The organism is Nocardioides sp. SRI_004 (assembly GCF_057586415.1).
Window position 1 is genome coordinate 252,289 of sequence record NZ_JBYCZV010000007.1, and the last position, 13,285, is coordinate 265,573.

The 13,285-nt window shown below is 73.3% G+C and carries 16 protein-coding genes and 1 riboswitch; of the genes, 5 read left to right on the forward strand and 11 right to left on the reverse strand.

All coding sequences use genetic code 11. The annotated features are described in order from the left end of the window. Window positions 1–12: 12 nt before the first annotated feature. Window positions 13–648: a hypothetical protein gene (locus AC2YHB_RS12220; protein WP_179648497.1), complete on the reverse strand. Its 636-nt coding sequence runs from the start codon at window positions 646–648 to the stop codon at window positions 13–15. 50 nt (window positions 649–698) lie between these two features. On the opposite strand from AC2YHB_RS12220, the gene AC2YHB_RS12225 reads away from it, so the two are divergent. Continuing rightward, window positions 699–1,448, forward strand: a complete 750-nt coding sequence (locus tag AC2YHB_RS12225; RefSeq protein WP_051932108.1) for a DUF4184 family protein — start codon at window positions 699–701, stop codon at window positions 1,446–1,448. Here AC2YHB_RS12225 and AC2YHB_RS12230 read toward each other — a convergent pair. The 5 genes from AC2YHB_RS12230 to AC2YHB_RS12250 all read right to left on the reverse strand — a co-directional run bounded on the left by AC2YHB_RS12230 (window position 1,426) and on the right by AC2YHB_RS12250 (window position 5,125). Beyond that, window positions 1,426–1,905, reverse strand: coding sequence for an acyl-CoA thioesterase (locus tag AC2YHB_RS12230; RefSeq protein ID WP_179648496.1), 480 nt, complete (start codon window positions 1,903–1,905; stop codon window positions 1,426–1,428). The two genes, AC2YHB_RS12225 and AC2YHB_RS12230, sit on opposite strands and share 23 nt — an antisense overlap. A 66-nt stretch (window positions 1,906–1,971) precedes the next feature. Next, on the reverse strand, window positions 1,972–2,898 hold the full coding sequence (locus tag AC2YHB_RS12235) for a hypothetical protein (RefSeq protein WP_179648495.1): 927 nt from the start codon (window positions 2,896–2,898) through the stop codon (window positions 1,972–1,974). Between the two features lie 144 nt (window positions 2,899–3,042). Further along, window positions 3,043–3,726 carry a response regulator gene (locus tag AC2YHB_RS12240; protein ID WP_179648494.1) on the reverse strand — a complete coding sequence of 228 codons (684 nt, stop codon included), beginning with the start codon at window positions 3,724–3,726 and terminating at the stop codon, window positions 3,043–3,045. After that, window positions 3,723–4,784: a sensor histidine kinase gene (locus tag AC2YHB_RS12245; protein ID WP_218864655.1), complete on the reverse strand. Its 1,062-nt coding sequence runs from the start codon at window positions 4,782–4,784 to the stop codon at window positions 3,723–3,725. Before AC2YHB_RS12245 ends, AC2YHB_RS12240 begins: the two co-directional genes overlap by 4 nt. A 5-nt stretch (window positions 4,785–4,789) precedes the next feature. Next, window positions 4,790–5,125 carry a hypothetical protein gene (locus AC2YHB_RS12250; protein WP_179648492.1) on the reverse strand — a complete coding sequence of 112 codons (336 nt, stop codon included), beginning with the start codon at window positions 5,123–5,125 and terminating at the stop codon, window positions 4,790–4,792. A 127-nt stretch (window positions 5,126–5,252) separates the two neighbouring features. On the opposite strand from AC2YHB_RS12250, the gene AC2YHB_RS12255 reads away from it, so the two are divergent. Together AC2YHB_RS12255 and AC2YHB_RS12260 are read left to right on the forward strand one after the other, a co-directional pair. Next, complete coding sequence (locus tag AC2YHB_RS12255; RefSeq protein ID WP_308645525.1) at window positions 5,253–7,172, forward strand: APC family permease; 1,920 nt, start codon at window positions 5,253–5,255, stop codon at window positions 7,170–7,172. 26 nt (window positions 7,173–7,198) lie between these two features. Further along, window positions 7,199–7,519, forward strand: coding sequence for a 4a-hydroxytetrahydrobiopterin dehydratase (locus tag AC2YHB_RS12260; protein ID WP_179648491.1), 321 nt, complete (start codon window positions 7,199–7,201; stop codon window positions 7,517–7,519). A 10-nt stretch (window positions 7,520–7,529) separates the two neighbouring features. Here AC2YHB_RS12260 and AC2YHB_RS12265 read toward each other — a convergent pair whose 3' ends face one another. From AC2YHB_RS12265 to AC2YHB_RS12280, 4 genes are all read right to left on the reverse strand, one after another. After that, a complete protein-coding gene (locus AC2YHB_RS12265; protein WP_051932112.1) occupies window positions 7,530–8,168 on the reverse strand; it encodes a DUF2238 domain-containing protein in 639 nt (212 codons plus the stop codon). 108 nt (window positions 8,169–8,276) lie between these two features. Continuing rightward, window positions 8,277–9,296 carry an ABC transporter substrate-binding protein gene (locus AC2YHB_RS12270; RefSeq protein ID WP_179648490.1) on the reverse strand — a complete coding sequence of 340 codons (1,020 nt, stop codon included), beginning with the start codon at window positions 9,294–9,296 and terminating at the stop codon, window positions 8,277–8,279. Further along, a complete protein-coding gene (locus tag AC2YHB_RS12275; RefSeq protein WP_179648489.1) occupies window positions 9,296–10,105 on the reverse strand; it encodes an ABC transporter ATP-binding protein in 810 nt (269 codons plus the stop codon). The genes AC2YHB_RS12270 and AC2YHB_RS12275 overlap by 1 nt, the downstream gene beginning before the upstream one ends. Then, window positions 10,102–11,118 (reverse strand): FecCD family ABC transporter permease, encoded by a 1,017-nt coding sequence (locus AC2YHB_RS12280; RefSeq protein ID WP_308645705.1) that lies wholly within the window; start codon window positions 11,116–11,118, stop codon window positions 10,102–10,104. Before AC2YHB_RS12280 ends, AC2YHB_RS12275 begins: the two co-directional genes overlap by 4 nt. 95 nt (window positions 11,119–11,213) lie before the next feature. Continuing rightward, window positions 11,214–11,392, reverse strand: a riboswitch (cobalamin riboswitch). 189 nt (window positions 11,393–11,581) lie between these two features. Here AC2YHB_RS12280 and AC2YHB_RS12285 point away from each other — a divergent pair. Further along, on the forward strand, window positions 11,582–12,259 hold the full coding sequence (locus AC2YHB_RS12285) for a hypothetical protein (protein WP_179648487.1): 678 nt from the start codon (window positions 11,582–11,584) through the stop codon (window positions 12,257–12,259). On the opposite strand, the gene AC2YHB_RS12290 is transcribed toward AC2YHB_RS12285, so the two are convergent. Further along, window positions 12,213–12,413: a hypothetical protein gene (locus AC2YHB_RS12290; protein WP_179648486.1), complete on the reverse strand. Its 201-nt coding sequence runs from the start codon at window positions 12,411–12,413 to the stop codon at window positions 12,213–12,215. The genes AC2YHB_RS12285 and AC2YHB_RS12290 overlap by 47 nt on opposite strands. A gap of 403 nt (window positions 12,414–12,816) precedes the next feature. Between AC2YHB_RS12290 and AC2YHB_RS12295 the strand changes: the two genes are divergently transcribed. Then, window positions 12,817–13,285, forward strand: a 469-nt coding sequence (locus AC2YHB_RS12295) for a hypothetical protein (RefSeq protein WP_487354030.1), incomplete at its 3' end; no start/stop codon positions are given.

Sequence of the window (13,285 nt, forward strand, 5' to 3'; positions counted from 1 at the left end):
GGCGCGACCGGGTCAGTCGATCGCGGCGAGTGCTGCCCGGGCGAGCTCCATCGCCCGCTCCTGGCCCTCGCGACCGCCGGTGATGCCGTGGACGAAGACGGTGTTCGTGCCGTCGGTGGCCGAGCAGAGCCCGGTGACGACACTGTCCGGGTCGACCTCCTGGCCGGCCGGGACGGTGACGGTCGAGAACTCCACGCACTCGACCCCGTCGGACTCGACGTGCCGGGGCACGCTCGGGCCCGCCTCGATCCCCAGCACCTCGGGGTCGGCGACCGGACCGCTGGTCAGGCCGGGGGCCGGTGCCCGCACCGCGATGACGGTCGGCAGGAGCTCGAGCTCGTCGTCGGCGTAGGTCCGCATGCCGAAGCCGGCGCCGTCGTAGGCCCGGTCGTACCACTCCTTCGTCAGCGCCACGGACTTCTCGGCGTTCTCCCGGTCCGTCTCGGCGCGCTCCGCGCCGGCCTGGTCCTCGATGACGTCGCTGCGGTCGCGCAGGCCGGCGAGCTCGGCCGGCAGTTCGATCGCGCGGGTGTCGACCGCGCCGGCGGGCGAACCTCCGCCCCGCCCCTCGTCGCCGTCACTGCCTCCGTCGTCGGAGCAGCCGCTCAGCAGCAGCACGGCCGACAGCACCACGATCCCGAGCCTCATGCCCGTCACCCTAGTGCCGCGGCTGAGGCCGCAATGCCTAGCCTGTCCGGGTGCCCGTCACCATCGCCCACCCGGCCGCGGTCCTGCCGCTGCGCGGCCTCGGGCTACCGCTCTCGGCGATGGTCATCGGCTCGATGGCGCCCGACCTGCCGGTCTTCTCGCAGTCGTGGGGCCTCTACGGCTACACCCACAGCCTCGCCGGGATCCTCACCGTCGACCTGGCGCTGACCCTCGTGCTGCTGCTCGGCTGGGACCGTTGGGGCCGTGACGCGATCGTCGACACCGCCCCGGCCCGGGTCCGCGACCGGCTGCCGGGCCGCGCGCGCATCGGTGCGAAGGCCTGGCTGCTCGCGCCGCTCGCCGCGGTCCTCGGCTCGGTGACCCACGTCGTGTGGGACGCCTTCACCCACCGCGGGCGCTGGGGCGTGCGCAACATCGAGTGGCTGCACACCTTCCACGGCCCGCTCCGGGGCGAGCAGTGGGCGCAGCACGTCAGCGGCGTCGTCGGGATCACGGTCGTGGGACTGGCCCTCCTCGCCGTCGTACGACGTCCGGTGCTCGCCGATGCCCCGCGCCCCCGCCGGCTCCCGGCCGTCACGCTCCCCGCGGCGGTCGGCGCCGCGGCGCTGCTCTCCGTCGGCACCTTCCTCGCCGGGCTGGACCGCCCGTTCGAGAGCGCCGCCTTCGACGCAGCGGTCGTCGGGATCGTGTCCCTGGGGCTGGCGCTGGCCGGCGTCACCCTGGCCTGGCTGCTCGCCCCCACCCCCGACGACGAGGTCAGCGGCCGGGTCGCTCCCTGAGCGCCACCGGCGCCCCCGTGTACGACGCCAGGGTGGCCCGCACCTCGTCCGAGATCGCCCACGACGACCCGGCGGCAGGGTCCCAGAAGACCACCGAGCTCTCGGCGACGATCGCCGGCGGCTGGTCGGGCGCGACGCGCAGCTCGTAGGACACCGACATCGACGAGCGGCCGACGTGGCCCACCCACATCCGCACCACGAACGGCTGGAAGGCCACGAACCTCATCTCGGCGTGGTAGTCGATGCGCTGCGACCCGACCAGCTCGACGATCCCCGACGGCACCTCGCGGAACAGCCCCGGCCGGTCGCCCGCGGACCCGCCGGCCAGGGGCGCGTGCCGGAAGAACAGCAGCCGCGCCTCGTCCAGCACCCGCAGCGCCTCGACGTTGTCGACGTGCCCGCCGAGGTTGACGTCGCGCAGCCGCGCCTGGATCTCGCACTCGAAGACCTCGCCCACGCGCGCATCCTCGCAGCCGGGTGCCGGCCGGGAGTCGTGTGCCCCACGCAGCGGGATTCCGCTGCCTCAGGCACACGACTCCCCGCGGAGCGGGCGGACACCGAGGGCGACGAGGTCCGCGGCCACCTCGGCCGGCTCGTGCCGGAGCTCGTACGCCGACGCCCGCACCACCATCCGGTCCGGTGCGGTCAGTCGACGGTCCCGGCGGAGGTCGGCGGTCCACTGGGTGACCTCCATGTGGAAAGCGCCGTCGACCTCCAGGACGAGGATCCGACCGCCGGGCAGCCGCCACTCGCAGTCGGTCCACCGGCGCCGCCCGGAGGTGTCGACCCGGATCGTCTGTCGGTCGGGGAAGGGCAGGTCGAAGCGCCGGCACAGGCGCGCCACGTCCCGCTCCGCCCCCGAGTGGACGCCGCCCTCGACGTCGCGCAGCATCGACCGGAAGCCCGCGGCACGCCGCAGTGGACGGAGCTGCTCGACCCACGCGCTCAGCCGGGCCGCGGTCGTCAGGCGCTGCTGGACAGTAGCTGCGAGTACGCCGTGCGCGGCCCGCAGGGGCGCGTCGTAGCCCGCCCACAGGAGGATCGCCGGCTCGAGTCGGGCGCAGGGGATGCCGGGGCGCGGATCGGTGAGCAGGTCGAAGGGTCGCCGCGACCGGAAGAACGCGATGCCCGACACGGGCTCGAAGGCCAGCTCGTCGTCGACGAGGACCGTGACCTCGGCACGCTCCCAGCCACGAAGGCCGCAACGGGCACCCGCGGTCAGGCCGCCGAGGACGCTGCGGGGACCGGCGTGCAGCACCCCGAGCCAGCGTTGCTGGTCGACCGTGAGGGCACCCGTCGTCGTACACACCACGCGGGGGGAGCACTCCGCCCACCGTCCGGCGCGGACCTGGCGGTCGACCGCGTTCCAGGACATGCCGAGGGAGGTCAGCTGTCGGCGGGCGAGCAGGCCGCACTGCCGGGCGGCGAGCTCGTGGACATCGGGACGCATGCAAGGCGACCTGCCCGCCGCTCCTGCGGGCCCGAACCTCCCGATCCGGTTGTCCACAGCCGCGGCCGGCCGTGCCGGGTCGTGTGCCCCACGCAGCGGGTTTCCGCTGCCTCAGGCACACGACCACCCACCGGGCAGCACCCCTCAGGGCTCGAACCGGTACCCCATCCCCGGCTCGTTGCGGAAGTGCACGGGCCGCGACGGCTCGGGCTCGAGCTTGCGGCGCAGCTGGGCCATGTAGAGGCGGAGGTTGCCGTGGGCGTTCTCGTAGCCCGGTCCCCAGACCTCGCTGAGCAGCTGGCGCTGGCTGATCAGGCGGCCGGGGTTGCGGACGAAGACGTCCAGCAGGTGCCACTCGGTGGGGGTGAGCCGGACCTCCTCGCCGTCGACGGTGACCCGGGTGGCGGCGAGGTCGACGACGACGCGGCCGAAGGCGACCCGGTCCTGCTCCGGCGTGGTCTCCTCGGCCTGGCCGCGGCGTACCAGCGCCCGCAGCCGGGCCATCAGCTCGTCCATGCCGAACGGCTTGGTGACGTAGTCGTCGGCGCCGGCGTCGAGGGCGTCGACCTTGTCGATGCTGTCGCTGCGCCCGGACAGCACCAGGACCGGGACGCTGGAGCGCCGGCGCAGCCGGGTGATCACGTCGACCCCGTCGAGGTCGGGCAGGCCGAGGTCGAGGACGACGACGTCGGGGTCGGCGTGCTCCGCGACGTCGAGGGCCTCGACCCCGTCGCCGGCGGTCACCACGTCCCAGCCGCGCGCCCGCAGGTTGATGCCCAGGGCGCGCACGATCTGGGGCTCGTCGTCGACCACGAGCACCCGGGTCACGAGGACTCCCCGGTGCGCGGCTCGGCCGGGAGGGACAGGGTCATCGTGAGCCCGCCGCCTGCGGTCCGGCCGGGGACCAGGTCACCGTCGACGGCGTCGGTGAGGCCGCGGGCGACCGCGAGGCCGAGGCCGATGCCGGTGGAGTTGTCGGTGTCGCCGAGCCGCTGGAAGGGCTGGAAGACCCGTTCGGCGTCCTCCGCCGCGATGCCGGGCCCGCGGTCGACGACCTCCACCACCACGGTCGACCCGTCCCCGGCGACGGCCGCCCGCACCAGGGGTGGGCGACCGGCCGGGCTGAACCGCTGGGCGTTCGCCACCAGGTTGACGAGCACCCGCTCGAGCAGGCCCGGGTCGGTGACGACGGCCGGCAGGTCGTCGGGTACGTCGACCACGACGCCCCGGGGCGCGACGCCCAGGTCGTCGAGGGCGCTCGCCAGCACGTCGCCCAGGGCCACCGGCCGCAGCCGGACCGGCATCGCCCCGGCCTGCAGGCGGCTCATGTCGAGCAGGTTGCCCACCAGTGCGGCGAGCCGGTCCAGCGCGTCGTCGGCCGTGGCGAGGAGGTCGTCGTGGTCCTGCGGCGACACCGACACGTCGGTGCTGCGCAGCCCGGACACCGACGCCTTCGCGGCCGCCAGCGGGGTGCGCAGGTCGTGGCCGACGGCGGTGAGCAGCGCGGCCCGGACCCGGTCGGCGGCCTCGATGCCGGCGGCCGCCGCGGCGGCCTCGGCCCTGCGGGCGGCGAGGTCGACGACCCAGCCGACCATCACGGCCACGACCACGAAGGCGATCAGGGCCACCACGTTGTTGGCGTCGTCGATGGCGAAGGTGTGGAAGGGCGGCGTGAACCAGAAGTTCAGCAGGGTCGCGCCGAGCACCGCGGCGACGACGGCCGGCCCGGGACCGCCGACCAGGGCCGAGGCCACCACGACGACGAGGAAGAGGGCGACGTCGCTGGCGAGGTTGACCTGATCGCGCAGCGGCACCAGCACCGGCACCAGGAGCAGCGGCGCCAGCACGGCGACGACGAGTCCGCCGACCCGGCGCTGCCTGCTCATGTCGCTCATTGTGCTCCTGCGACGAGGAACGCGGTGGCGGCGTACACGGCGAGCCGGGCGAGGTCGGCCGGCGCGAAGGTGAGCTGGCCGCCGGCATTGACGACGAAGCCGGTCGCGAAGGCCCAGCCCGCCACGGCCAGGAACAGGCCGTGGGACAGCGGCAGGAAGCGGCACCACGCGGCCGTGAGGACCAGGAGTGCGGCCACGCCCGACCACCCCTGCAGGGGTACGGCGGTGCAGATCGCCGAGGCGACGAACAGCGTGCCGCCGGCGATCCCGCAGCGTGCGCCCGGCTGGTCCAGCACGGTGGGGTGGACGTCGGGCCGGGCGTGCGTGCTCACCCGTCCAGTGAAGCCCGCCTCCTCATGGCACCGGCCGGTCCTGACGGGATCCTGACGCGATCCACGCACCTGTCAGGATCCCGTTAGGGCGGGGCCGTGCGCGCTGATCCGGGCGTTGCATGGTGCCGTGACCACGTCCACGACCCCTGCCGCCGACCCGGTACCGGCAGCGGACCAACCCGCCGACAGCGATACCGCCCACGACCACGAGCAGACCCGCCCGTGGTGGCAGGTGATGTGCCTGACCGGCGTCGACTACTTCTCCACCCTCGGCTACCAGCCGGGCATCGCCTTCCTCGCGGCCGGGCTGCTCAGCCCGCTGGCGACGATCGTGCTGGTGCTGCTGACCCTCTTCGGGGCGCTGCCGGTCTACCGGCGGGTGGCGCAGGAGAGCCCCCACGGGCAGGGCTCGATCGCGATGCTGGAGCGGCTGCTGCCGCTGTGGCGCGGCAAGCTGTTCGTGCTGGCGCTGCTCGGCTTCGCGCTGACCGACTTCATCATCACGATCACGCTGTCGGCCGCCGACGCGAGCGCCCACGTCGTCGAGAACCCGCACGTCCCGGCCGCCCTGCACGGCCAGGAGCTCTGGATCACGATGGGCCTGATCGCCCTGCTCGGCGCGGTCTTCCTCAAGGGCTTCAAGGAGGCGATCGGCCTCGCCGTCGCCCTCGTCGGCGCCTACCTGGCCCTCAACGTCGTGGTGATCGCGGTCAGCGCGGTGCACGTGCTCGAGCACGGCCACGTCGTCACCGACTGGACCTCGGCGCTCACCGCCGAGCACGGCAACATCGCCCTGATGATCGCGGTCTCGCTGACCCTGTTCCCGAAGCTCGCCCTCGGCATGTCCGGCTTCGAGACGGGTGTGGCGGTGATGGGGCATGTGCGCGGAGCGCCGGACGACGACCCGGTTCGCCCCGCCGTACGGATCCGCGACACCAAGCGCCTGCTGACCACCGCGGCCGTCGTCATGAGCGTCTTCCTGATCTGCTCGAGCCTGGTGACCACCCTGCTGATCCCGGCCGAGGCGTTCGAGGACGGCGGCGAGGCCAACGGCCGCGCGCTGGCCTATCTCGCCCACCTCTACCTCGGCGACACCTTCGGCACCGCGTACGACGTCTCCACGATCCTCATCCTGTGGTTCGCCGGCGCCTCGGCGATGGCCGGCATGCTCAACCTGATCCCGCGCTACCTGCCGCGCTACGGCATGTCGCCGGAGTGGGCCGGCGCGGTGCGCCCACTGGTCTGCATCCTCACCGTGACCGCCTTCGTGATCACCTGGATCTTCGACGCCGACGTCGACGCGCAGGGCGGCGCCTACGCCACCGGCGTCCTGGTCCTGATGACCTCGGCGAGCGTCGCCGTGGCCCTCGCGGCCCGCAAGGCCCGCCAGCGCGGCTGGACGATCGCGTTCACCCTCATCGCCGTCGTGTTCACCTACACGACCCTCGACAACGTCAAGGAGCGCCCCGACGGCGTGAAGATCGGCGCCTGCTTCATCGCCGCGATCGTCCTCGTGTCGCTGCTCTCCCGGATGACCCGGTCGCTGGAGCTGCGCACCACCGAGATCGAGTACGACGCCAAGGCGGACGCCTTCGTCCGCGACTGCGCCCGTCGTACCCTCCGGCTGGTCGCGCACGACCCGCAGCACCACGACGCCGGCGCCTACCGCGCGAAGGTCCGCCAGATCGTGGAGGCGCACGAGCTCGACCACGGCGGCGACCTGGTCTTCGTGGAGGTCGTGGTCGAGGACTACTCCGACTTCGAGAGCCGGATCGTGGTGCAGGGCTCGGTCGCGCACAAGGAGTTCCGGGTGCTCACGGTGCACGCCGCGACCATCCCCAACGCCCTCGCCGCCCTGCTGCTCGACCTGCGCGGGCGCACCGGCGTCCGGCCGCACATGTACTTCGAGTGGACCGAGGGCAGCCCGGTCGCGCAGATGGCGCGCTTCCTGCTCTTCGGCACCGGCGAGGTCGCCCCGCTCACCCGCGAGGTGATCCGGCGGGCCGAGCCCGATCCGCGCAAGCGGCCGCACGTGCACGCGGGGTGAGGGTCGCTGCGGCGTACTGTCGGACCATGGCACGCAGCTACCAGACCGTGACCGCCGATGAGTTCACCGCAGCCGCGGGGCTCGGGGAGTGGCGGGTCGAGGGCGACCAGGCGGTCGTCCGGTTCCGGACCGGTGACTTCGTGACCGGCCTCGCGCTGGTCAACGAGATCGGCCGGCTCGCCGAGGAGGCGAACCACCACCCGGACCTGACCTTGAGCTATCCCGAGGTCGGGATCCGGCTCGGCACCCACGACACCGGCACCGTGACCGACGCCGACGTCGCGCTCGCCCAGGCGATCACCGCGGTCGCGCAGGAGCTGGGCGTGCCGGTCGTGGCCGACTCCTGACGGTCCGCCGTCAGACGAGGTGGCGGTCGTCGAGCTGCGGCGCCGCCTCCCGGAGCTGGCCGCGCTGCCAGAGCCGGTGGATGACGAGCGCCGCGGTGACCGAGCCGAGGACGCCGAGTCCGAGGTCGCCCAGGGTGTCCTCGTACGCGAACGCGTGCTCGGCGCCGCCGCTGATGAAGGCGAAGAACTCGGCGATCTCCCAGGCGATCGCCGCGGTGGCTCCGACCGCCAGCGCCCGCTCGACGACCCGGTACAGCGGTGCGCTGCGGTGCAGCGTCAGCAGGATGACGGCCGCCGCGATCAGGCCGGTGTTGGCGAAGTGCATGAGGTCGTCGAACCAGACGACGGTGTCGTAGAGGTCCATCCGGTTGCCGAGGATGTCCGTGAAGCAGGTGAGCGTCACCAGCAGGTCGGCCAGCCACGGGAAGGACGCACGGTCCTTCCAGAAGAGCAGCCAGATCGCCGGCACGGTGAAGGACACCAGCGGGTAGCCGATCGCGCGCGCCTCGGCCGCCTTGTCGCGCAGGTGGCTCCCGTCGGGGTCGACGACCGCGAGCACCAGCAGGAGGACGAGGAGTCCCTTGGCGGTGCCGTCGGCGGTCCGGACGAGGGTGGGCGTCGGGTACCGCACGGCCACGGCCTCGGTCATCCGGGGGGCTCCTGTCGTCGGGAAGCCCCCATCCTCACATGCGCTCGCGCGCCGACCTCCTCCGCCGCGGTGTCGGATGGGTCACCCCTGCCGCTGGTGGCCGCCCGCTCAGCGCGCGGGTGTGAGCCCCCACTTCTCCAGGGCCGTCCGCACGTCCTCGGCCGCATCGACGTTCAGCGGACCGCTGGTCCACATCGCGTACGGGAGGTTGAGGAAGCGTCCCTCCCTGACGGCCGGCAGGTCACGGGTGGCCGGGTTCGCCCTCAGCACCGCGACCTTCTGCTCGAAGGTCTGGCCGGGGTAGTCGACGAAGACGAACGCGTCCGGTCGCGAGGACGCGAGCTTCTCCCACGAGACCTCGACCCAGGTGTCCCGGACGTCGGCGGTGGCGTTCGCGCCGCCGGCCGCCTCGATGATCGCCTGCGGGGCGCCGAACGCGCCGGAGGTGAAGACGGCCTTCTCCCCACTGTCGAAGACGAAGAGGACGGGCTCGCTCGCGGGTGCCGGCGCGGCGGCGAGGGCATCGAGCCGCTCGTCCAGGTCGGCGACCACCGCGGCGGCCCGGTCTTCGTGGCCCGTGATCGTGCCGAGGTTGGTCAGGTCGGCGCGGAGCGCGGTCCAGGGGTCGACGATGCCGCGGGCGGCGCCGTCGGCCTGGCGGCAGGACTCCGTGAGGACGTAGGCCGCGATGTCGCGCTGGGCGAGGGAGTCGGGCGTGAGCTGCTTCGTCTCGTCGTACCCGTAGTTCCAGCCGGCGACCATCACGTCGGGCCGCGCCGCCACGACCGTCTCCAGGCTCGGGTAGTCGTCGGAGACCTGGTGGAGATCGGCGACGACGTCGCCGTAGTGCTCGGTGAGGACCGCCTCGTCGCGGCCGATGCTGGACACGGCGGCGACCTGGTCCTGCGCGCCGAGCGCCAGGACCATCGAGATCAGGTTGGAGTCGTTGACGAACATCCGCTGCGCCGGCGTGGGGAAGTCGACCTGCCGGGCGCAGTTCTCGACCGTGGCCCGGTCGCCGTCCGCGGCGCCGCCGTCGGCGCCGGCCGAGCAGGCGGTCAGGGCCAGGGCGGCGGTGGTGGCGAGGACGACGCAGCGGCGGTACCGGCCGCGCGGGGGCTGGGGCATCACGGGTGGGTCTCTCTCTCGTCGTGGCTGAACAGCAGGTGCGTCCGGCCGGTCAGCGGGTGGGTCACGCGGGTGGCCAGGACGCCGAAGGCGTCGTGGAGCACGTCCGGGGTGAGGACGTCGTCGGGGGTGCCGCACGCGAGGAGCGTGCCGTCGTGGAGCACTGCGATCCGGTCGCAGAAGGTGGCGGCGAGGTCCAGGTCGTGGAGGGCGAGGACGACCGCCCGCCCGTGCTCGCGGCTCAGCCGCCGGACCAGCCTCATCACGGCGAGCTGGTGGCGGATGTCGAGGTGGTTGGTGGGTTCGTCGAGGAGCAGCAGCGGAGCCTGCTGGGCGAGGCCACGCGCCAAGACGGCCCGGCGTCGCTCGCCCCCGGAGAGCTGGTCGAGCGGCACCCGGGCGGCACGCTCCAGGCCGACCAGCCGCAGCGCCTCGTCGACGGCGGTGCGCGACGTGTCGTCGACGCCGCCCCAGGACCGCGCGTGCGGCAGCCGGCCCAAGGCGACGAGCTCCCCCACGAGCAGGTCGGAGGGGGCTGCCTCCTCCTGGGCGACGAAGGCGATCCGCCGCGCCCGGTCCCTCGCCGAGTACGACGCCAGCGGCTCATCGCCGAGCCGGACCTCGCCGGCCGTCGGCGCCCGCACCCCGGCGAGAACCCGCAACAAGGTGGACTTGCCCGTCCCGTTGGCCCCGATCAGGCCGAGGACCTCACCGCGTCGTACCTCCAGGTCGATGCCGGTCAGCACGGTTCGGCGGCCGATGCCGCAGGCCAGGTCCCGGGTGGCCAGGGCCGGCCCGGTCGTGGTCACGACTCTCCTCCGAAGCGGTAGCTGCGGCGCCCCAGCAGGATGAGGAACACCGGCGCGCCGATCAGTCCGGTGACGACGCTGAGCGGGATCTCGGTCGGGCGGACGGCCACGCGGGAGACGACGTCCACCCACATCAGGAACACCCCGCCGAGCAGCACCGCGACCGGGAGCGCGGCGCGGTGCCGCGGGCCGACGAGCAGGCGGGCGAGGTGGGGGACGACCAGGCCCACGAAGCCGATCCCGCCGGCCACCGCGACGAGCACGCCGACCAGCACCGACAGCAGCACGAACAGGCCGACGCGCAGCTCCCGCACGGGCACGCCGAGCGCCGCTGCGGTGTCGGGTCCGACGGCGAGGGCGTCCAGCCATCCGCTGGCGGCCATCAGCACGACGAAGGCCGCGACGACCGCGGCCACGGGCAGCCACAGCTGGCCCCAGGTGGCGCCGGACACCGAGCCCAGGAGCCAGAACAGCACGGACTGCGCCGTCTGCGGCTCGGCGCTGCGGAAGACCATGAAGCTCGCGAGTGAGGAGAACGCCGCCGACAGCACCGTCCCGGTGAGCACGAGCCGCAGCGGCGTCAGGCCCCCCTGGAGCATCGCGACGGCGAACACCAGCACCGAGGCGGCGAGCGCGCCGAGCAGCGCGCCGAGGGACAGGGCCCACAGTCCGGCGCCGGCGAGGACGCCCATCGTCAGCACGGCCGTCGCACCGACGCTCGCTCCCGACGACACACCGAGCAGGTAGGGGTCGGCGAGCGGGTTGCGCACGAGGGTCTGGATCCCCGCGCCTGCGAGGGCGAGCCCGGCGCCGACCACGAACGCGAGGATGGTCCGGGGCAGCCGGATGTCCCAGACGATCGCGTCGTACGCCGGGTCCACGGGCGCCCCGGCGAACCGGACGCGGAGCGCGTCCACGACGACGTGGAGGGGCAGCGGCTCGGCTCCGTGGGCGGTCGACAGGAGCAAGGTCGCCCCGGCCGAGGGCACCAGCACGACGAGCAGCACGGGCACGGGCAGGCGGCGCGCGTCGGAGCGTCGCTCGACGGCATCGAGGTGGTGCACGGGTGGGACCTGCTCAGTGTCGGGAGCTCAATCGCGAAGCTCGGTGGGACCACGGCGAGCCAGCAGGTCTTCGGACTCGGGGTCAATCGGACGAGACGCCTTCCCAGACCCTTCGGTCCAGTGGCTGCGTGCCTCGTCCGTCGCCCTCACCGCTGCGCGACAGTTCCGGATTCTCACCGGATTCCCTCACCTCGGGGGTGTGACTGGCTCGGGTCGGAATGTACGCACAGCCGACGCGGCGCGCCAAGCCGGTGTGACCCGGGCGACACGCGGCCGGCCTGCGCCCCCACCGGCAGGTCCGGGCGCCCGGAACCATGGGCAGCCGCCCGCGCTGCGGCAGGATGTAGGAGAATCGTCAGTGCTGACGGGGCTTTCCGGCTCCGGGCGGTGTGACAACGAGCAAGGGGGAGCCGTGGTCGACGCACTGGCGGGGGTGGATGCGGTGGCGGAGCTGCCGGACCCGGAGCTGCAGGAGCTGGAGCCGGAGGCGACCGGACCGGCGTCGTACGAGCGCTTCGGTGTGCACTGGGTACGCCGCGTGCTCCACAAGGAGCGGATCCTGCGCACGATCGACGCGGTCCTGGGCGACCAGATCTCGCTCGGGCCGATCGGTGCGGGCCCGGGCCGGGCCTTCGCCAGCGTGAGCTTCACCGGCACCTTCGGCCCGACGTCGGGCGAGGAGGTGCCGGCCGAGCTGCTGACCTACGCGATCGACCTGCCGATCAGCGTGGTCTTCCAGCTCGACCTGCCGCTGGACAAGCTGAACTTCAACGCCGAGGTCGTGATCCCGCTGGTCCTGGTGGTGCACACCGAGGACCCGTTGAAGCTCCGCCTCGAGCTGCTCACGCCGAGTGAGAACCAGATCGGGCTCGAGCTGAAGACCGACACCCGGCGCGGGGCGATCCTGCGGAAGATGACCGGCTTGGACGCCGAGCTGCGCCGCTTCGTGCTCAAGGTGATCGACACCGAGTTGGCCAAGCCCTACGTGAAGCGGGCGACCTACCTCGACATGGAGGAGCTCATCGACCACGCGTGGCCGATGCTCACCGAGCAGTTCCTTCCGCGAGGACCCGAGGACCGACGGGGCTGACGCCCGCGTGGCGAGGGGCGGGACGCGCCGCGCCGTGGTGCGTGACGGCCTTCGCCGGCGCCTTGATCGCGTCCGACACCATCCCGAACGCAGCCGCGACGAGCGGGATCCACACCGGGATCAGCATGAAGGTGAAGATCGGCACAAGCTGCATCAGGTCGCTCATCGCTGGTGGCTCCGTCCCAGGTCGGGGTGCTGGTTGGTTCGACACGGGAAGTCTCGTCACGGCGCAGGGGTGCCCGCTCGTGCCGTCGAACAGAGTCGGGGCGGCTCTTTGTCGTCCTGCACGAAAAGTGTGACGGGCGCAACATCGCCCGGCCGCGGGCATCGGCCTGAGTAAAATCTCCGCAGTTCAGCGGATCCGCTGGGTAAAGATCCCTAGGTTGGTGTGCGGGACCGGTTGCGCGTGGGGCGCGGTCGGTAGGGGAGTGCAACGCAGGGCGTCGCAGGACGCGGGCCCGGCGCCGCGCTCCCTTCGTGGTTTTCGGCCATGCCCGCTCCGAAGCTCCCTCGGTCGTGCAGTGGGTGCGACCGAACACACACATGGGGACAACGAAATGAAGCAGTCACTGCGGCCTGCCCGCCGCACCCTCTGGCAACGCGCTGCCCTGACCGTCCCGGTCGCCGCGCTCGTCGCCGTGTCGGCCTTCGCGGCGCCGGGCTACGCCGACGACGCGGACGGCGGCAACGGCACTCCCTCCGCCGAGGTCGAGTCGCCCGCTCCCGCGCCGGAGCCCGAGCCGGCCCCGGAGCCGAAGCCGGCTCCCGAGCCGAAGCCCGCGCCGGAGCCGGAGCCCGCCCCCGAGCCCGAGGCCGAGCCCGCTCCCGACCCGGCGCCCGCGCAGGACGACCAGCCCGCCGACGCTCCTGCTCCGCAGGACGTCCCGGCCGACGCGGTTCCCGCGGGTGACGGCGCCGAGGACGGCGCCCAGCAGATCCGGTCGCGCCGGATCGCGGCCGCCAAGGACGACGACGAGAAGAAGGTCGTGGTCTGCAAGTACGTCGGCACCCCGCCGGGCGTGCCGC